The sequence below is a fragment of the Methylobacterium cerastii genome, from assembly GCF_022179125.1.
In the GTDB taxonomy this organism is placed as follows: domain Bacteria; phylum Pseudomonadota; class Alphaproteobacteria; order Rhizobiales; family Beijerinckiaceae; genus Methylobacterium; species Methylobacterium cerastii.
This window is the reverse complement of the sequence record NZ_BPQG01000115.1, coordinates 1-18,337: the sequence shown is the minus strand read 5'-3', so window position 1 is coordinate 18,337 and position 18,337 is coordinate 1. Positions and strand designations below refer to the sequence as shown.

At 69.3% G+C, this 18,337-nt stretch carries 21 protein-coding genes; 12 read left to right on the top strand and 9 right to left on the bottom strand.

The window, feature by feature from the left end; genetic code table 11:
• The 6 genes from MFF13_RS25280 to MFF13_RS25255 form a co-directional block, all read left to right on the top strand.
• The coding region (locus MFF13_RS25280) for a YeiH family protein (RefSeq protein WP_238273278.1) at positions 1-1,039 on the top strand (1,039 nt) is incomplete at its 5' end.
• A gap of 101 nt (positions 1,040-1,140) precedes the next feature.
• Positions 1,141-2,280: an adenylate/guanylate cyclase domain-containing protein gene (locus tag MFF13_RS25275; protein WP_238273277.1), complete on the top strand. Its 1,140-nt coding sequence runs from the start codon at positions 1,141-1,143 to the stop codon at positions 2,278-2,280.
• 196 nt (positions 2,281-2,476) lie between these two features.
• Positions 2,477-3,700: a molybdopterin-dependent oxidoreductase gene (locus MFF13_RS25270; RefSeq protein ID WP_056250451.1), complete on the top strand. Its 1,224-nt coding sequence runs from the start codon at positions 2,477-2,479 to the stop codon at positions 3,698-3,700.
• Positions 3,701-3,711: 11 nt separating this feature from the next.
• A complete protein-coding gene (locus MFF13_RS25265) occupies positions 3,712-4,050 on the top strand; it encodes a c-type cytochrome (RefSeq protein WP_238273276.1) in 339 nt (112 codons plus the stop codon).
• 186 nt (positions 4,051-4,236) lie between these two features.
• Positions 4,237-5,220: a beta-propeller fold lactonase family protein gene (locus MFF13_RS25260; protein ID WP_056250460.1), complete on the top strand. Its 984-nt coding sequence runs from the start codon at positions 4,237-4,239 to the stop codon at positions 5,218-5,220.
• 78 nt (positions 5,221-5,298) lie between these two features.
• Positions 5,299-6,384, top strand: a complete 1,086-nt coding sequence (locus tag MFF13_RS25255) for a sulfite oxidase (protein ID WP_238273275.1) — start codon at positions 5,299-5,301, stop codon at positions 6,382-6,384.
• 3 nt (positions 6,385-6,387) lie between these two features.
• Here the strand turns inward: MFF13_RS25255 and MFF13_RS25250 are convergent, their stop codons facing one another.
• The 5 genes from MFF13_RS25250 to MFF13_RS25230 are packed head-to-tail and all read right to left on the bottom strand — an operon-like array spanning position 6,388 to position 9,385.
• Entirely contained in the window at positions 6,388-6,759 is a 372-nt protein-coding gene (locus MFF13_RS25250; RefSeq protein ID WP_056250466.1) for a YidH family protein, read from the bottom strand.
• Positions 6,756-7,646: a LysR family transcriptional regulator gene (locus MFF13_RS25245; protein ID WP_056250469.1), complete on the bottom strand. Its 891-nt coding sequence runs from the start codon at positions 7,644-7,646 to the stop codon at positions 6,756-6,758. Before MFF13_RS25245 ends, MFF13_RS25250 begins: the two co-directional genes overlap by 4 nt.
• Entirely contained in the window at positions 7,643-8,452 is an 810-nt protein-coding gene (locus MFF13_RS25240) for an anti-sigma factor family protein (protein WP_238273274.1), read from the bottom strand. Before MFF13_RS25240 ends, MFF13_RS25245 begins: the two co-directional genes overlap by 4 nt.
• Positions 8,449-8,958: an RNA polymerase sigma factor gene (locus MFF13_RS25235; RefSeq protein ID WP_056250474.1), complete on the bottom strand. Its 510-nt coding sequence runs from the start codon at positions 8,956-8,958 to the stop codon at positions 8,449-8,451. The genes MFF13_RS25240 and MFF13_RS25235 overlap by 4 nt, the downstream gene beginning before the upstream one ends.
• A gap of 43 nt (positions 8,959-9,001) precedes the next feature.
• A complete protein-coding gene (locus MFF13_RS25230; protein ID WP_056250476.1) occupies positions 9,002-9,385 on the bottom strand; it encodes a COG4315 family predicted lipoprotein in 384 nt (127 codons plus the stop codon).
• Between the two features lie 181 nt (positions 9,386-9,566).
• Here MFF13_RS25230 and copM point away from each other — a divergent pair, with 181 nt between their 5' ends.
• The 3 genes from copM to MFF13_RS25215 all read left to right on the top strand — a co-directional run bounded on the left by copM (position 9,567) and on the right by MFF13_RS25215 (position 12,252).
• A complete protein-coding gene (gene copM, locus MFF13_RS25225; protein ID WP_056250477.1) occupies positions 9,567-10,022 on the top strand; it encodes a CopM family metallochaperone in 456 nt (151 codons plus the stop codon).
• On the top strand, positions 10,019-11,455 hold the full coding sequence (locus tag MFF13_RS25220) for a YncE family protein (protein WP_056250480.1): 1,437 nt from the start codon (positions 10,019-10,021) through the stop codon (positions 11,453-11,455). The genes copM and MFF13_RS25220 overlap by 4 nt, the downstream gene beginning before the upstream one ends.
• 311 nt (positions 11,456-11,766) lie before the next feature.
• Positions 11,767-12,252 (top strand): GNAT family N-acetyltransferase, encoded by a 486-nt coding sequence (locus MFF13_RS25215; protein ID WP_238273273.1) that lies wholly within the window; start codon positions 11,767-11,769, stop codon positions 12,250-12,252.
• 167 nt (positions 12,253-12,419) lie between these two features.
• On the opposite strand, the gene MFF13_RS25210 is transcribed toward MFF13_RS25215, so the two are convergent.
• From MFF13_RS25210 to MFF13_RS25200, 3 genes are all read right to left on the bottom strand, one after another.
• Positions 12,420-12,734: a YnfA family protein gene (locus MFF13_RS25210; protein ID WP_147832302.1), complete on the bottom strand. Its 315-nt coding sequence runs from the start codon at positions 12,732-12,734 to the stop codon at positions 12,420-12,422.
• Between the two features lie 69 nt (positions 12,735-12,803).
• The gene (locus tag MFF13_RS25205) at positions 12,804-13,877 is read right to left on the bottom strand and encodes a 2-keto-4-pentenoate hydratase (RefSeq protein ID WP_147832300.1); all 1,074 of its coding nucleotides are present in this window, start codon (positions 13,875-13,877) and stop codon (positions 12,804-12,806) included.
• A gap of 1 nt (position 13,878) precedes the next feature.
• On the bottom strand, positions 13,879-14,112 hold the full coding sequence (locus MFF13_RS25200) for a hypothetical protein (protein ID WP_238273272.1): 234 nt from the start codon (positions 14,110-14,112) through the stop codon (positions 13,879-13,881).
• 214 nt (positions 14,113-14,326) lie between these two features.
• On the opposite strand from MFF13_RS25200, the gene MFF13_RS25195 reads away from it, so the two are divergent.
• Genes MFF13_RS25195 through MFF13_RS25185 form a run of 3 tightly spaced genes read left to right on the top strand, consistent with a single transcriptional unit; the run spans position 14,327 to position 16,983 of the window.
• The gene (locus MFF13_RS25195) at positions 14,327-15,712 is read left to right on the top strand and encodes a TAXI family TRAP transporter solute-binding subunit (RefSeq protein ID WP_373322611.1); all 1,386 of its coding nucleotides are present in this window, start codon (positions 14,327-14,329) and stop codon (positions 15,710-15,712) included.
• A complete protein-coding gene (locus tag MFF13_RS25190) occupies positions 15,713-15,907 on the top strand; it encodes a DUF2934 domain-containing protein (protein WP_147831146.1) in 195 nt (64 codons plus the stop codon). It abuts the gene before it with no gap.
• Positions 15,904-16,983: a magnesium and cobalt transport protein CorA gene (locus tag MFF13_RS25185; protein ID WP_238273271.1), complete on the top strand. Its 1,080-nt coding sequence runs from the start codon at positions 15,904-15,906 to the stop codon at positions 16,981-16,983. The genes MFF13_RS25190 and MFF13_RS25185 overlap by 4 nt, the downstream gene beginning before the upstream one ends.
• Positions 16,984-17,082: 99 nt before the next feature.
• On the opposite strand, the gene MFF13_RS25180 is transcribed toward MFF13_RS25185, so the two are convergent.
• Positions 17,083-18,213, bottom strand: coding sequence for a cation:proton antiporter (locus MFF13_RS25180; RefSeq protein ID WP_238273270.1), 1,131 nt, complete (start codon positions 18,211-18,213; stop codon positions 17,083-17,085).
• Between the last annotated feature and the right edge of the window lie 124 nt (positions 18,214-18,337).

Sequence of the window (18,337 nt, the reverse complement as noted above, 5' to 3'; positions counted from 1 at the left end):
AGCCATCCTTCCGGGACTGGGCCTCTGTGTGGCGGTCACCGCCGCAGCGGTCGGCTTCGAGGCCGCCGAGGCGCACCTGTTCGGTCGTGCCTGGCTCGAAGCCCTGGTGCTCGCGATCCTGCTCGGCAGCGCGATCCGCACCATTTGGACCCCGTCGCAGCGTTTCTTTCCCGGCATCGCCTTCGGGGCCAAGACCGTGCTGGAGATCGCGGTCGTACTACTCGGCGCGTCGCTCAGCCTCGCGACGATCCTCGCCGCCGGACCGGGCCTTCTCTTCGGCATCGCGGGCGTCGTCGTGGTCGCGATCCTGTCGAGCTACGGCATCGGCCGGGCGCTCGGGCTGCACCCGCGCATGGCGATCCTCGTCGCATGCGGTAACTCGATCTGCGGCAACTCGGCGATCGCGGCCACGGCACCGGTGATCGGCGCCGACGGCGAGGATGTCGCCGCCTCCATCGCCTTCACCGCGGTGCTGGGCGTGCTGGTGGTGCTCGGCCTGCCGCTGCTGGTGCCGCTGCTCGGTCTGTCGCCGATGCAGTACGGCGTGCTCGCCGGCCTCACCGTCTACGCTGTTCCGCAGGTCCTCGCCGCCACCGCGCCGGTCGCGGCGCTCAGCGTCCAGGTCGGAACCCTGGTGAAGCTCGTCCGGGTGCTGATGCTAGGCCCGGTCGTCCTGGTGCTCTCGCTCGGCGCAAGCCGGCTGCGCGAGGAGACCGACGAGGCCGCCCCCGGCGTCACCGCGGGCGACCGCCCGGCCCGCGGCGGCCTCGCGATCCACCGCCTGGTGCCGTGGTTCATCCTCGCCTTCCTTGCGCTCGCGGGCCTTCGCTCGACGGGCCTGATCCCGCCGGTTGCGCTCGCGCCGATGTCGGAGACCGCCAACGTGCTGACCGTGGTCTCGATGGCGGCGCTCGGCCTCGGGGTCGACGTGCGCAGCGTCGCCAAGGCCGGGGCGCGGGTGACCCTCGCGGTGGTCGCCTCGCTCCTCGCCCTCGGCGCCGTCAGCCTCGGCCTGATCCGCGTGCTCGGCCTCGTCTGATCCGCGCTATGGCATCGATCCAACTCCTTGATGAAAGAACTGCCGTGACACGTTCGTCCCAATCTTCGTCCGAGGCGGTCGCGCAGGCGACGGGATGGTTGATGAGGCCGGGTCGCGAAACGGCGGACGCGGCAGCCCTTCTCGACGGGTTCAGTGCGTGCCTCTCGGGGCTTGGCTTGCCACTGGCCCGCGCCACCACCCACGCGCCGACCCTGCATCCGTCGTTCCGCTGGGTAATGCGCGTCTGGCATCCAGGAGCGTCGAGCCTAGCCCTGCGTCGCCGCCACGGCATCGAGAGTACGCCGACCTTCCACGGCAACACCGTCGAGCGCGTAGTCGAGACCCGTACCCCATTCCGATGCCGTCTCGACGGGGATGGGCCGCTGCCGTTTCCTGTGCTCGGCGAGCTTCGCACCGAGGGTCTAACCGACTACCTCATCGTGCCGCTGCGCGCCGCGCGTGGACGCATGGGCGCCGCCTCCTGGGCCACGGCGAGACCGGGCGGCTTCACGCCGATCGAGATCGACACGTTGCTGGCGCTGGTCGAGCCGTTCTCGCTGCTGTTCGAGATCAAGGCGCTCGACGACATGCTAGGCGCGGTGCTGAGTGCCTATGTCGGACGCGACCCGGCGCGGCAAATCCTGGCCGGCACGGTGCGGCGCGGCGACGTACGCTTGATGCGGGCCGCGATGATGCTGACCGACCTGCGCGGGTTCGGCGAACTGTCCGACCGGCAAAGCTCCGACCGTGTCGTGGCCGCCCTCAACCGGATGTTCGATGCCATCGTGCCGGCCGTCGAGGCGGAAGGCGGCGAGGTGCTGAAGTACATCGGCGACGGGCTACTGGCCGTGTTCGATGCCGATCGCGACGAGGCCGAGGCGCGCAGTGCCGCCTTGCGTTCCGCCGAGGCCGCGCTTGATGCGCTTGCGACCCTGCGCGACGGTGACAGGGCTGCCTTCGAGGTCGGCGTCGCACTTCATGTCGGGGAGGTCGCCTACGGCAATATCGGCGGCGGCGACCGGGTCGATTTCACGGCGATCGGCCGCGATCTCAACGTGCTCGCCCGCGTCGAGCGCCTGTGCAAGACCTACGACACGCCGCTGATCGCCACCGACACCTTCATCGACGGGTTGGCACATGCCCTTGAACCGCTCGGCACCGTCGCCCTGCGCGGTTTTTCCGAGCGTCACGCCCTGTTCGGGTGTCGCAGGACCGCGCCCGTCGGCGCGCCGGCGGCGTGACGCCGAGACGGCGTCCTTGATCGTCCCATCGGAGATCGAAACTTCTCAGATCATCGCGTTTGGAGATCATTCGTATCGCGAAAGACCGTTGGTGGGAATAAATCGCATCCCGTAGCATCTCCCTGGTCGCGAGGAATCGCCACCGGCCCGGTGCCCTCGAACGCATCGACGCCGACATCCTTCAAGGGGAGAGACCATGCACGGACTGGACAGACCGATGAACCGCCGCCTCGTCCTGGGTGGCCTAGGGCTCGGCAGCCTCGGCGCCGCCATACCGGCCTGGGCGGGCGGCTCGGTGAAGCTTCCGCTGCCCGGCGGCCCGGACGAGCGGGCGCTGACCACGGCCTTTCCGGGCAAGGCCGAGATGATCCTCCAGCGCACTCATCCGCCGCTACTGGAGACGCCGTTCTCGGTGTTCGACGAGGGCGTGTTCACCCCCAACGATCGCTTCTACGTCCGCTGGCACTGGGCCTCGATCCCGACCGAAGTCGATGCCGGCACCTTCCGGCTCAAGGTCCACGGCCATGTCGAGAAGGAGCTCTCGCTCTCGCTCGACGCCATCGCCGGCCTGCCGCGCTTCGAGATCGCCGCGGTGAACCAGTGCTCGGGCAATTCGCGTGGGCTGTTCGAGCCGCGGGTGCCCGGCGCGCAATGGGCCAACGGCTCGATGGGCAACGCCCGCTGGACCGGGGTGCGCCTCAAGGACGTGCTCGAAAAGGCCGGGGTGAAGTCCGGCGCCGTGCAGGTGCGCTTCAGCGGCCTCGACGAGCCCGTGGTCGACGACGCGCCGGACTTCAAGAAGTCCCTCGATCTCGACCACGCCAACAATGGTGAGGTGATGATCGCCTACGCGATGAACGGCGAGCAACTTCCGCTGCTCAACGGTTTCCCGCTCCGCCTCGTGGTGCCGGGCTGGTACTCGACCTACTGGGTCAAGATGCTGTCCGACATCGAGGTGCTGGACAAGCCCGACGACCAATATTGGATGAAGACCGCTTACCGCATACCGGACGTGCCGGGCGCTAACATCAAGCCCGGTCAGACCGGCTTCAAGACGGTGCCGATCAACAGGATGGTGCCGCGCTCGTTCGTAACCAACCTGCAGGACGGCGCCAAGGTGGCGGCCGGAACGCCGGTGGCGTTGCGCGGCATCGCCTTCGGCGGCGATTGCGGGGTGAAGGCGGTCGAGTTCTCCGGCGACGGCGGGGCGACGTGGTTCCCGGCGCAGCTCGGCGCGGACGAGGGCCCCTACAGCTTCCGCCGCTTCGAGGGCAGCCTGCCGGCGCTGGCCTCCGGCACCCACACGGTCCGGGTCCGCTGCACCAACACCAACGGCGTCGCGCAGCCCATGGACCGGGTCTGGAACGGCGCCGGCTTCATGCAGAACGGCATCGAGGCCGTGTCCTTCCAGGCCGCTTGAGGAGAACAGCCATGAACCCGATCCGCCCTGCGGCCCTCATCGCCGCCCTCATACTGTCTCCCATGGTGGCGCTCGCCGCTTCGGCTCCCGAGCCGATGCGCTTCACCTCGCAATCGATCGAATTCCCGACTTCCGACCGGATCTTCCCGGACGGGCCGGGGGCCGAGGCGGTCAACAACAACTGCCTCGCCTGCCACTCGGCCGGGATGGTGCTGACCCAGCCCAAGCTCACGAAGGCGCAGTGGACCGAGACCGTGAACAAGATGGTCCACGTCTACAAGGCGCCCGTCGATCAGGCGGACGTGCAGACCATCGTCGATTACCTCACGGCGTTGAAGCCGACGCCCTGAATCCCCGAATCCAGAGGCCACCGCGTTTTTTTCGCCGGCCTCGGGGAATAGACCGCACCTTCCGGCATCTCCTCAGGGCGATGCACGGCTGGCCCGGCCTTGCACCACGGATTTCCGATTTCGAACCAGCCCTCGCGGCCGGCCTTTGGCCGCCGAACGAGTGCGCATGCCCGAGAGACCCGCTTCATGACCCATATCCGCACCAGCCTCCGCACCCTCCTCGCCGGAGCCGCCTTGCTCCTCGCCCAGGGCCAGCCCGGGTTCGCCGCCGGCTTCGACGGCGCGATCAAGAACAACGCCCTGGCGCTGAACGCCGCCGGGACCGTCGCCGCTGTGTCGAACAGCGAGGAGAGCGCCGTCGTCGTCTACGACGTCGCCAAGGGCACCGTGCTGCGCCGCCTCGACGGCTTCGTCACGCCGCGCAACATCGTGTTCGCACCGGACGGCGCCCGCTTCTACATCTCCGACAGCGGCACCGGCCGGATCACGGTCTATGAGACCGCCACCGGCAAGGAGGCCGGCGTTCTCGCCGCGGGCCCCGGCGCGTTCGGCACGGTGCTCTCGGCCGACGGGACCAAGCTCTACGTCAACAACGAGGCCGCGAGCACGCTGACCGTGTTCGACACCAAGACCATGCTCGCCGAGGCCGTGATCCCCGGCTTCGCGCAGCCGCGCCAGGGCGTGAAGCTGTCGCCGGACGGCAAGACCGTGTTCGTGACGAACTTCCTCGGCGACAAGATTACGTTGGTCGATACCGCCACCAACAAGATCACCGGCGAGATCGCCGGGTTCGACAAGCTGCGCGCCATCTCGATCACCAAGGACGGTAAGACGCTGTTTGCCGCCAATAGCGGCCGTAACACCATCGGCGTGGTCGATGTCGCCGCCCGTAAAGTCACCTCCGAGGTGGCAGTGGGCAAGGACCCCTACGGCGCCGCGCTGACCCCGGACGGGCGCTTCGTCTATTCGGGCAACCTCAAGGACAACTCGCTCTCGGTGATCGACACCGGCACCCTCAAGGTCGTCGCCACGGTGACCGGCCTGAACGAGCCGCGCCAGGCGATCGCGTTCTCGGCCGACAACGCCCACGCCTACGTCCTCAACCGCGACCTCAGCGTCGCCGTGGTGGACCGGGCGAAGAACGTAGTCGTCTCGACGATGAAGCCGTGAAGCGACGCGCGTCGGGGGCCTTATCGCCCCCGGCGCGTTCTCGTCGTCGACACGTCACGAACGCAGGACAAAAACCCCATGCTCGGCCTGTTCCAGCGCAAGGACCGCCTCATCGTGCACGGCGAGGCGCCCTACAATGCCGAGCCGCCGCTCGATCGCCTGCGGGCGGCCTTCCTCACCGACCAGGCCGACTTCTACGTCCGCAGCCACGGCAACATCCCGGACATCGACGCCGACGGCTACCGCCTGACTGTCGACGGGATGGTCGCGACGCCCCTCGAATTGTCCGTCGCCGATCTGAAGGCACGCTTCGCGCACGTCACCGTCACGGCGGTGATGCAATGCGCCGGCAACCGCCGGGCCGACATGCTGGCTGTGGCCCCGGTCTCCGGCGACCCGTGGGCGCCCGGCGCCATCGGCAACGCGGAATGGACCGGGGTGCGGCTCGCCGACGTCCTGCACGCCGCCGGGATCGATGCGGGCGGTACGCGCCACGTCGCCTTCGAGAGCCACGACCGGATCGCGGACACGGACACGCGCTTCGGCGCCTCGATCCTACTCGCCAAGGCACTGGCCCCCGAGACGCTGCTCGCCTTCTCGATGAACGGCGAGCCTCTCGCCCCCGAGCACGGCCATCCCCTACGAGTGGTCGTTCCAGGATTTGCCGGCATCCGCAGCCCGAAATGGCTCGCCCGCATCACGGTGCAGGACCACCCCTCCGACAACCCGATGCAGGCCGACGACTACAAGCTATTCCCGCCCGACGTGACGGCCGAGACCGCCGACCCGGCCCACGGCATCACCATCGAGGCGATGCCGCTCAACAGCGCGATCTGCGAGCCCGCCCGCGGCGCAGCGTTGAAGCCCGGCCGGCACGCGATCCGCGGCTACGCCATCGCCAGCGACCGCGCGGTCGCCCGCGTAGACGTCTCGACGGATGGCGGTCGCAGCTGGGCACAGGCCCGGATCGACCGCAATGCGGACGCGCCCTACGCCTGGACGTTCTGGGAGATCGACCGCGAGCTGACCGCGGGCGAGCACGAACTCGCGGTGCGGGCCTGGGACTCCGCCGGCCAGACCCAGCCGGCGGCGCCCGACGATACCTGGAACTACAAGGGCTACCTCAGCGCCGCCTGGCACCGGGTACGGGTCACGGTGGCCTAACAGTCACGCCCAGAGCAGGGCGGTGGCCGCAAGGCCCGAGATCGCGATCAGCAAGGCCGCGATCCCGACGGTGAGGATGCGCGGCATCATCGGGATCTCGGCATCGGCGAGACGCGCCCGGATCGCCCGGTCCCGCCATGCGGCGCCGGCGAACGAGGCAAGCGCGCAGGCGATCAACGTGAGCGACAGCACCTTTAGCGGCCAGACCGCCAGCACCTCCCGCAGGAAGCGCTGCGCGGCCAGGCCGACGCCGAGGAAGGCGAGCCCGGTGCGAAGCCACGCCACGAACGTACGCTCGGCTGCCAGAACCGTCCGGTCCTCGGCGAGCCTCACCCGGGGATCGTCGGGGTGCACGGGTTTCGCAGGATCGCTCATCCGGCATCCGCCGTCGCGATCAGGTCGAGCAACGCGTCGGCGGCCCGGCTGCGGTAGCGCTCCTTGTGGCGCAGCACCCGGAACGGCCGGCTCGGCAGGGCGAACGCCGCCCGCACCAGGGTTCCGGCCCGAAGCGCTGCGGCGACCACGGTCTCGGACAGGACGGCGGCCCCGCCCCCGGCCTCGACGGCGGCGCGCACCGCCTCGTTAGAGGGCAGTTCGAGCGTGACCCGAAGCTGGGCGGCTGCGAGGCCGGCCGCACCCAGGGCCGTCTCGAAGGCCGAGCGGGTTCCCGATCCCGCCTCGCGCAGCACCCAGTCGGCCCCGGCGAGATTTTCGGGTTCGAGGGCGGTCGCCCCGGCGAAGGCATGGCCAGGGGCGACCACGAGGACCAGTTGGTCCTGCGCGATGGTGGTGCTCGCAAGCGTCGGGTCGTCGAGCGCCCCCTCGACGAAGCCGAGTTCGGCCTGCCCGGCGCGCACTGCGTCGGCGGCGTCGGTGGTGTTGCCCACCGCCAACCGGATAGCGATCTCAGGGTAGGCCCGGCGGAAGGCGACGAGGTGGCGAGGCAGCCAGTCGCTGGCGATGGTCTGGCTGGCGTAGAGCGCCAGCGTCCCGCGCCGCAGGCCGCTGAGGTCGGCGAGCACCAGTTCGGCCGCGTCGGCGCGGGCAAGCACGGCGCGGGCCTCGACGAGGAACACGCGCCCCGCCTCGGTCAACTCGATCCCGCGGCCGACCCGGTGAAACAGCTTCGTCGCGTGCCGCCCCTCGATGTTGGCGATCGCCGTGCTGACCGCCGACTGGACGAGGTTCAGCGCTTCGGCAGCCCGCGTCACGTGCTGCCGCTCGGCCACCGCCACGAAGATGCGGAGCTGGTCGAGGGTCACGGCTGCCGACGATCCGGCGCGAGGCCACGCACCTGCGCATCGACCGCCTGCGCGACAGTGAGCAGCCGGGCCTCATCAGTTCGACCGGTGACGACGTAGGACATGCCGCCATCGACCCAGGAGAAGGCGGCGACATCGCCCTCGCGAGCGAAGCGGAAGAGCGTTCGCCCATCGCCGTCTCCGACACGGCTGTAGAGCGACAGGCGGGTTCCGCGGTCGTCGTCGTACATTAGCATCGCTGCGGATTCGGCGCCGGCCGGCAGCAGCCGCCCGCCCATCAGGCGAAACCCTTGGGCCGCGAGATCGGGGGCCGCGACCGCGTGACCGAGGCGCTTCGAGAGCCACGTCACGAGGTGGAGCTTCTCGTCGGCGCGCACCTCCACCGGATGCACCACCTCGACCACGAAGGTGCGAAAGGCCGCGACTGCGTCCTGCGTCGCCGGTGCCTCCGCCACCATCGCCGTCGCGGGTCCGCCGCGCAGGGCATGGCCGACCCAGCCGCCGGTACCGCCGAGCGCAAGGCAGAGCACGGCTGCAGCTGCCGTGGGGAACCAGCCCCCGCCGACGAACCGACGTCGCGGGCGAATGTTGGCCACCCGGAGCCGCGCCGGGATCGCCTCCTCGGCGATCGGCGCGAGGCGGGCACGCATGCGCTCGCGCAGGGCGCGATCCGCCGAGACCTCGGCCGCACGCGCGGGGTTTCCTTTGAGCCATGCCTCGACCAGCGCCTGCCGCTCCGGTTCGAGGCGGCCGTCGATCAGGCCGTGCAGGTCGTCCTCGCCGACCGGGCGTGGATCCCCGCTCATTTCACCCTCCTCAAGAGGCCGGTCCGGCCAGTTTCCAGAAAACTTCGCATCCGTGTCCGCGCCCGGCTTAAGCGCGACATCACCGTGCCGAGCGGTACCCCGAGCACCTGGGCCGCCTCGGCATAAGACAGATCCTCCACCGCGACGAGCAGCAGCACCGAGCGCTGTTCCTCGGGCAGGGTGTCGAGCCCGGCGAGTACGTCGTGGCCTCCCAACGCGGCTTCCGGGTCGATACCCGGATCGGGCACCTGCTCCAGTGCTTCCGCGCCGACATCGACGCCGCGCCGGCCCCGGCGCCGGACGGCGCCGAGGAACAGATTGCGCTCGATCGTGAACAGCCACGCCCGCAAGTCGCCGTCGCGGCGACGCCCGGACCAGGCGGACAATGCCCGCTCCAGCGTGTCCTGAACGAGGTCGTCGGCCGCCTCGCGGTCCCGCAACAGCGCGACGGCGTAGCGCCGCAACGCCGGGATCTGCGGTTCGATGAGGGCGGCGATCTCGTCCAACGACGTTTCCCGGTCAGAGGGGGCCGATCAAGGCATTCACCGATCAAGGCTTGGCGATGTGCCACGCGCCGTTGAGGAAGCCGTCGCCGGTGATGTCGCCGGGCTTGGTGTCCTTGGCAAAGGTGTAGAGCGGCTTGCCCTTGTAGGCCCACTGCATCGTGCCGTCGTCCCGCGTCACCATCGTCCAGTCGCCGCTGGCGGCCGAGCCGGAGGCGGCCATCAGGGCCGGCCAGTTGGTGGCGCAGGGGCCGTTGCACATCGACTTGCCGCCCATGTCCTTGTCGAAGGTGTAGAGGGTCATGCTCTTGGCATCGACGAGCGCCGGCCCCTTGGCGGTCTCGGCCGTCATGGCAGGCGCGGCAGCCTGGGCGGCCAAGGCGGAGAAGGCGACAGCCGCGAAGGCGGCGCGGATCAGCAGAGTGCGCATGGGTGAGGTCTCCCGCGGTCGAGCATGACCGCATCGGGAGGGATGCCGAAGAGGCGCCTCTATTCCACGCGTCTTCTCGACGACAGATCACGAAGGCGTGAACGGGCTCTCAGCCAAATCCGCGGAATAAAGCCGCGCCCCAGGCATCCTTCCCATCGACACCGGATCAAAAGGAAGCCGCATGCGCGGAGCACTGGGATTTGCCGTGACGGCGGCGCTGATGGCGAGCGGCCTCGTCGGCGGCCGGATGATGATGCGCCCGACCTTGGCCGCGACCGAGCCAGCGGCAGCTCCGTCCGCGTCCTTCGACGCGATGATGGCGCAGTCGATGGCGCAGATGCATGCCGACATGATGGTCCCGCCCTCGGGCGACCCCGACCGCGACTTCGCCGCGATGATGATCCCGCACCACGAAGGCGCGATCGCGATGGCGAAGGCAGAGCTGCTCCACGGCAAGGATCCGGTCCTGCGCCGCCTCGCGCAGGGGATCGTCGTCGAGCAGGGCCAGGAGATCGATGTGATGCGCCGCGCGCTCGCCGATCGCCCCGCGATGCCGGGTCGGTCCGCCGGCGCCCCTCCCGTTCACCACCATGGCGCGGCACCTGCCGCCGAGATGCCTTCGGAGCACCGCCGATGAAGACCGCCCTGACCGTTCTCGCCCTTGTGCTGCTCTCCGGCTCGGCCTTCGCCGGGCAGGCTCCGGGCCCCGCCTCGGCGCCCGACGTGCCCATCAGCAGCAAAGACCGGTTCTACACCTCCGATCAGTTCTCCAACACGGTCTCGGTAATCGATCCCGCCGCCAACACCCTGCTCGGGGTGATCCGGCTCGGCGACCCGACGCCGATGAATCTGAGCCCGCTCTATCGCGGGCAGCTTCTGGTCCACGGCATGGGCTTCTCGCCGGACCACAGGACCCTTCTCGCGGTCTCGATCGGTTCGAACTCCGTAAGCTTCATCGACACGGCGACCAACGCGGTCCGCCACACCGCCTATGTCGGCCGCTCGCCGCACGAAGCCTTCTTCACGCCGGACGGTCGAGAGGTCTGGGTGAGCGTGCGCGGCGAAGACTATATCGCCGTGCTCGATGCCGCGACCGCCAAGGAGACCCGCCGGATCACCGTACCGAACGGGCCGGGCATGACGATCTTCTCGCCGGACGGCACCTACGGTTACGTCTGCTCCAGCTTCAGCCCCGAGACCGTCGTCATCGACACCAAGACCCACGCCATCGTCGGCCGCGTGAAGCAGGAGAGCCCGTTCTGCCCCGACATCGCCGCCACGCCGGACGGCAAGCAGGTGTGGTTCACCCTCAAGGATGTCGGCCGGACCCAGGTGTTTTCGGCGCGTCCGCCATTCGCGCCGCTGAAGACGATCGAGACCGGGCCGATCACCAACCACGTCAACATCGTCTCGACCAAGGCCGGCCAGTTCGCCTACGTGACGATTGGCGGCCTGAACCAGGTCAAGGTGTTCCGCACCGACGATTTCTTCCAGCTCGCAACGATCCCGACCGGCGCCCTGCCGCACGGGCTCTGGCCCTCGGGCGACGGCAGCCGCGTCTATGTCGGCCTGGAGAACGCCGACAAGGCCGCGGTGATCGACACCGCGTCGAACACGGTGATCGCCGAGGTGCCGATCGGGCAGGGTCCGCAGGGCGTCGCCTACGTCCCGAACGCCGTGCCGGAGGGCGACGGAATGCAAAACCTCCAGCCGCTGGGGGCCGCAGGCCAGACCAGTGCGCTGACGCTCGCGGGCGGCGACGGCAAGCCGGCGACGCAGGTCACCCTGTTCGACCAGGGCGTGCTGCAGACGCTGCAGGCCGCGATCACGGGACTGGCGCCGAAGATGCCGTTCGTGCTGGCGCTGTCCGCAGATCCGAAGGGCGCGACCGGCCTGGAGCCACTCGCCGCCTTCACCACCAACCCGGCCGGCGCGGCCATCGTCAACGCGATCGGCCCGATCCGGCAAGTCACCCGCAAGGACGCCGGCCCGAGCCGCCGTTACCTCGTGGTCGCGGCGGGCAAGCCCGGCAAACTCGGCGGCGTCGAGCAGGTGCAGATCACGGATTAATCGAGCGGTGTCGCCAGTCCGGAAGGCGAACATCTCAAACAATGCCTCCGTGACGCGAGCCCAGCCTCGATGTCTGCTTTCGAGAACAGCGTCAGCCCGCTTCTATGGCGTAGTTGGGTCGGGACCCGTCGGTCCGTTCTACGGCTGGGTTGGGTGGTTTTCGGCTCGTCTGCTTCTGAACGGTGATAGCATCACAGCAGACATCGCCGTCGGCGCTTTCCGTACCCGTACCCGTAGCCGGGCCGCGCTTTGGCCGGTAAGCTTCGGTTATGAGCACCGGAGCGCGAGCCCTTTCCTCGACGATCTTACGCTTGACCAGCGCCGATGCGGCCGCTTTCCGCGAACTACGACTCGAAGGGCTTCTAAAGCATCCAGAAGCGTTCGGTGCGTCCTGGGAAGATGAGGTCACACAATCGGAAGCTGATTCCGCGGATAGGTTGGATAGCGCTGTCGTATTCGGGGGGCGATCCGGAGATGAAGCACGCCTTGATGGGATTGTCGGGATATATCGCCCTGCGGCAGCCAAGACGAGGCATAAATCAGTGATCTGGGGTATGTACGTCCGCGAAGGAGTTCGTCGATCTGGACTTGGGACCGCGCTATTGAGGAAAGCTATCGAGCATGCAGCCCTATCGGTCGAAGAAGTCACTCTGAGCGTGGGGGTAAACAATGATGCCGCTCTTGAAATTTACAAATCTGCAGGCTTTCAAACATACGGGCTTGAGCGGCGAGCTTTGAAAATTGGCGATACATATTATGATGAGGCATTGATGTCTCTTTCGCTATCAAAAACCTGAACCTCTGCATTCTGCACCGCGCCGAAGTTGCCTGATAATCGACGGCTGTCCGCTTTGGAGAACCGTGAACGTTGGCTAGGACGGCTGTATCGGGTCGATTTGTGCCGTGGTGATGGGGTGGTACCAACGGTTGGATCTTCTTCGAGCGGGTCCTGACGTCGTAACGCTCAGGTTCCGCGTGGTCCCAGCAGGATGACCGCGGCACCGAAGAGACAGATCGCAGCGCCGCCGATGTCCCATCGGTCGGGGCGGTGCCCCTCGGCCAGCCAGAGCCATAGAATCGACGAGACGATGTAGACGCCGCCGTAGGCCGCGTATGCGCGTCCCGCGCTCTCGCTGTCGACGAGGGTCAGCAGGTAGGCGAACAGGGCGAGCGACGCCATGCCGGGCGCCAGCCACCACGGCGAACGGTCGAGGCGAAGCCACGCCCAGAAGGCGAAGCATCCGGCGATCTCGGCGACCGCGGCGCCGGCATAGGCTATAAGTGTCGTCCCGCCGGCATCCGGCGCCCCGCGTCCACGGTCAAGCCCGGCTGCGAAGCGACCGGCTGGTCAGACGAGGTCGAGGGAAACCGTCCCGAGATCCTCGAAGGATGCGCGGACGCGCTGGCCGGGGACGACCCGCACGAGGCCGGTGCAACTCCCCGTCGTGACGACCTCGCCGGCTTCCAGGCGGCGCCCGCGGCCGGCCAGCCACCGTGCCGTCCAGGCGACGGCGCCGATGGGTGCGCCGAGCGTATCCGCTCCCCGGCCCCGGGTGACGGCATGGCCATCGAGGTCGATACGGACCTCGGTCGAGGCGAGGTCGACGGGACGTCCGTCCCGCACCCGGGGCCCGAGCACATGGACGACGTCGAGCCCGAGGTCGGCCGTGGCCGTCGACGCGTTCAGTGGGGTGCCGTGGGGGACGCGACGTCCGACCATATGCAGTTCGAGATGGCAGGCGAGGCAGGCATCGGCCGCCTCGCGCTCTCCGGCCGGACCTTCCGATACCTCTCCCAGGGGGTGCCCCAGGACGAAGCAGTATCCGGCCCCGACCCCGATGATCCCCCGCGGCAGGAGGAAGGTCGAGCCGTCGTCCAGAAGCGCTCCGCGACGCAGTGGGGCGATCACCGGTTCCGTGCATCCCAGGAGCCGTGCGGTCATCGGGCTGGTGGCGCACAGCGCGTAGCCGACGTGGCCGTCCGCCAGGATGCGCAACGTCGCCTCCTGCACGTCCTCGGCCTCGTCCATCCCGGCCAGGCGGTGGAGGCCTGCGTCGAGGCTCTCACCGCCTGAGCGATGGGCCGACGCGAGGCTCTCCGCGATCCGCTCGATCTCGTCCGGGCCCAACGTCATGATCTGCGGCTTCGGGCGAGCGATGCGCCAAGGCCGTGGTTCTGCCGTGCCGCCTGCCATCGCATCCGACGGTCCCCCCCTTCGGCGCCCGTGCTCCCGAATGGCGAAATGCCGGATCAGCGCCATCGCCGGCAATCCGATGCAGAGCGTCGCCACGGTGGCGGATACCGACAGGCCCAGGGCCCACCCGGCGGCGCCAACGATCACCAGGACGGCCCCCGCCGCCACGTACCTTGCGACGAGGCGGCGGGCACTGCGGGCCCGCAGTCGTCGGGCGCCCCCGTTCATCTCAGATCCGGAGCTCGATGCGGTCCGTCGCGATCACGACGGCGTCGGGTCGATGGTCGGTGAGGTCGACCGCGTAGTGGAGCGCGTCATGCCGCGTGCGGAAGAGGCCGCCGCCCAGGCCGTGGGTCTCCACGGCGATCCAGCGACCCTGCGGGTCCTGGCCGACGACGAAGCTCGTCGTGGGGGATTGCGGGGCCTCGGCGACGATGGCGGGGGCCGGAAGGGGGACGGGCATGGATCTGCTTGGGTTCGCGCGATCCATCGTCGGGACCGCATCCCTAACCTGAGCCTGGCCGCATAAGGGTTCGAGCGGGAGACTTAGGCTTCCGCATAAGTGTCCCATCAGGATTCGATGCGAAGGCACGGATCGGGGGCATGGCTCACTCGCAACGTGGCCTCCAACGGCCCACCTTTGCCTACGGCGACGAGGCGCCGACGGGGGAAGTCGCTTGCGCAAGGTGGGGTCGCCGATCCGGCGGGTGGTCTGGCTGTGCGCGCCGCTCCTGGCGCTGGCCGTCGCCGGCCTCGCCTACGCCTACCTTTCGCGACCGACCACGCTGGTGGTCGCCGTGGCCCCGAACGGGGGTTCCGAGCCGGCCCTGATGCGGGCCTACGCCGAGGCCCTGTCGAAGGGAAAGGCGTCCATCCGCCTGCGGATCGTCCCCTACGGCGGGGTGCGCGAGAGCGCCGAGGCCCTCCGGGACGGCAAGGCCGATCTCGCCGTGGTAAGGCCCGACGTGTCGATGCCGCGCAACGGGCTCACCCTGGCGGTCCTGCGCGAGCAGGCGACCTTCGTGGTCGCGCCCCGCCAAGCCGGCATCGACGGGTTCCCCGCCCTTGCGGGCAAACGGTTGGGCATCCTCGCGTCCCGGAAGGCGGACCATGCCCTCGTTCGGAGCCTCGTCGAGCGACACGGCCTGGACCTGCGGACCGACGTTCCGGAGGGCGACGTGCCCGGACGGACCGTGGCCCTCGTTCCGGTCGAGGAGGGCGACCTAGGCCGCTTCCTCTCCGAGGGCCGCATCGCCGCCGTGATCCTGCTGACCACGCCGACCTCGGCGGCCGCGCAACGCATCGTCGGGATCGTCCGGGGGGAGGACGCGAACGGCGAGGCGACGCTGTTCGGCGCGCCCGACGCGGCGTCCACCCTGGCACGGCTTCCCCGGCTCCAGGCCGTCACCATCCCTGCCGGCCTCTACGACGGGCAGCCGCGCCTCCCGGCCGAGGACGTCCCGACGGTCGGGTCGTCCTACCGCCTCATGGCCCGTTCGACCCTGTCCCGGAGCGTCGCCGCGGAGGTGACCCAGCACCTGTTCGAGATGCGGACGCTCCTGTCGGAGGCCGCTCCCGCGGCGGAGGACGTGACGCATCCGGCCTACGACACGACCGTCGGCGCGACCAGCGCACGGCTGCCCATTCACCCGGGCGCCATCGACTACTACGAGCGCGAGCAGGAGAGTTTCATCGAGCGCTACGAGAGCTGGATCTACCTCGTGGCCATCCTCGGTGGCGGCCTCGGGTCCGTCGCCGCGTGGCTGCGCCAGCGCGTGGGGCGCGTCCGGCGCGAACGGATCGAGGTCGCGACCCTGCGGTTGCTGGAGATCCGCTCGAACGCCCGAAATGCGACCGACCGGGTAAGGCTGGAGGCGATGGCGGGCGAGACCGACGACCTCGCGGCCAGCATCGCCCGCCATGCGATGAGGCGGACGAGCGAGCCCCGCACCCTGGCGGCGGCGACGCTTGCCGTGGATGCGGCGCGGTCCACCATCGCGAGGCGTCTCGGTCGCCCTATGGATGCAGGCGCAACGGCGGACCGTTGCGGGGAAGGCGCTTAGATGACCCTGACGAACGACATCACCTTCGAGCGCATCCGCGAACGGGCCTTCGAGCTTTGGGACCGCAACCACAGGCCGGAGGGACTCGACATACGTTTCTGGCTCCTGGCCGAGCGGGAGCTCAGGGCGGAAGCCGCGGACGGGAAGGGGCAGGCGCGAGATGCCGACGCCCGCCGCAATGGGAGTGCGTCATGAGCGGCGGCATGGCGGCGAGCGTCGGCGGGGGCGATGCCCGGTCACCGGCGTCACTTGCGAAGGCCCCTGCCGCCGATGGTCCCGTCGCCGCCGTCGGGGCCGAGGTCCCGGGCATCGTCGCCTCCGGGGTCTATGCCGGCGGACGCCGGGTCGCGGACATCCGGATCGACGAGGCCGGGGAATGGGCGCGGCGGCCGGATCACGTCGTCTGGATCGGCCTCTACCAGCCGTCGATGGAACTGCTCGTCGCGCTGCAGGAGCAGTTCGGCCTGCACCGCCTCGCCATCGAGGATGCGCGGCATGCCCACCAGCGCCCGAAGGTCGAGCGATATGGCGACTGCCTCTTCGTTGTCGTGCGCACCGCCCAGTTGGTGGATGGCCGCATCGCGCTCGGCGAGACCCAGATCTTCGTGGGCCGGGGATTCGTCGTCACCGTCCGCCACGGCGCCTCGGCCTCCTACGCGCCCGTCCGGGAGAAAACCGAATCCTGCCCGAGGCAGCTGGCCCATGGCGAGGACTACATCCTCCATGCCGTCCTCGACTTCATCGTCGACAACTACCGGCCCGTGATGGAGACGGTCATGGCCGAGGTGGAGGCCATCGAGGACCGCATCCTCAAGCGTGAGTTGCTCCCGACGGAGGTGGAGAGGCTTTACCTGCTCCGCCGCGACCTGCTGCGCCTGCGCACGGCCGTGGTTCCGCTCGTCGAGGTCTGCCGCAAGCTGGAGCACGACGACATGGTGGCCATCGACGAGGAGATGCAGCCGCTGTTCCGGGACGTCTCCGACCACCTGCGGGGCGTACAGGAGGAGATCGACGCCCTGCGCGAGGTGCTCGCGTTCGCGTTCGAGGCGAGCCTGATGCTGGGGCAGGCCCAGCAAACGAACATCACGCGGCGGCTCGCGGCCTGGGCGGCCATCCTCGCGGTCCCGACCGCCATCGCCGGGATCTACGGAATGAACTTCGAGTTCATGCCCGAGCTCAAATGGCGCTACGGCTACTTCGTCGTGCTCGGGGGCATCCTCACCGCATGCACCGTCCTGTACTGGCGGTTCCGGCGGAACGGCTGGGTCTAGCCCTAGGGATAGCGGCGCGCGATGGGACGTCCGGCCGTGGCCGTCGACGGCCGGTCCGGAAGGGACCGGTACGGTTCGGGGGCGATCCGTGCCCTGCGCTCACAGCGTGCGCCGGGCCACCATGCCAAGGGTCGAGCCCTGCACGATGATGGTGAACAGCACCACGGCATAGGTCGCCGCCAGGATGGCCGGCTTGGCGTCGCTCTCCGGGATCGAGAGGGCCAGCGCCACCGAGATGCCGCCGCGCACCCCCGCCCAGGTCAGGAACGGGACATTGCCGAGGCAGAGGTTGCCGCCCCAGCGGAAGAGCAGCACCGGGGCCGTCACGGCGACGAGGCGGGCGAGCAGCACGATGGGGACGGCGCAGGCGGCCAGCGTCAGGCCCGAGACCTGGAACCGGAGCACGAGGACCTCCAGCCCGATCAGCAGGAACAGCACCGAGTTGAGGACCTCGTCGATCAGGGTCCAGAGGGCCGAGACGTACTTCTGGGTGTTGTCGCTCATCGCATGGCGTGGGGCGCGCTCGCCGATGAGCAACCCGGCCGCGACCACGGCCAGCGGTCCGCTGGCCCCGAGCTTCTGGGCGAGCGCGTAGGTGCCGGTGACGAGCGCCAGGGTGATCAGCACCTCGACCGGGAAGTCGTCGATGGCCCGCATCGCGCGGTAGGCGACGTAGCCGGTCACGACGCCGAGGACCAGGCCGCCCCCGGCCTCGTGCAGGAGGAGCGTCGCGACGCCGCCCGCGCCGGTCGCCTCTCCGCCCGAACCGGACGCGAAGGCGACGAGGACCGTGAACAGCACGATGCCGATGCCGTCGTTGAACAGGGCCTCGCCCTGCATCTCGATCTCAAGGGCCTCGGGGACCTGCACGTTCTTGAGGGTGGCCAGCACGGCGACCGGATCGGTCGGGCTGATGAGCGCCCCGAACACCAGCGCCCAGGCGAACGGCATGGGATTGCCCAGCGCCTGCGCCGCGGCCCAGAAGGCGCCCCCGACCAGGACGGTCGAGATCAGCGTGCCGAGCAAGGCGAGGGTCGCCACCGCCAGGGCGCGGTCGCGAAGGGCCCGCAGGTCGAGGCCCATGGCGCCGGCGAACAACAGGAAGGCCAGCATGCCGTTCATCACCACGCCGGTGAAGTCGACCTGGTCGAGGATGCGTGTGAGATCCCCGTAGAGGTGCTGCGTCGGAAAGACGGCGTCGAGGCCCACGAGGGCGAGCGAGGCCAGCATGTAAAGGGCGGACCAATTCCAGGCCGCTGTGGCGGAGTAAAACCAGGCCAGTGGCGGCCGGCAGCTTGAACGATGAAGGGGCCCGATCGGGCGCCTTCATCGTTCAAGCTGCCGGCCGCCACTG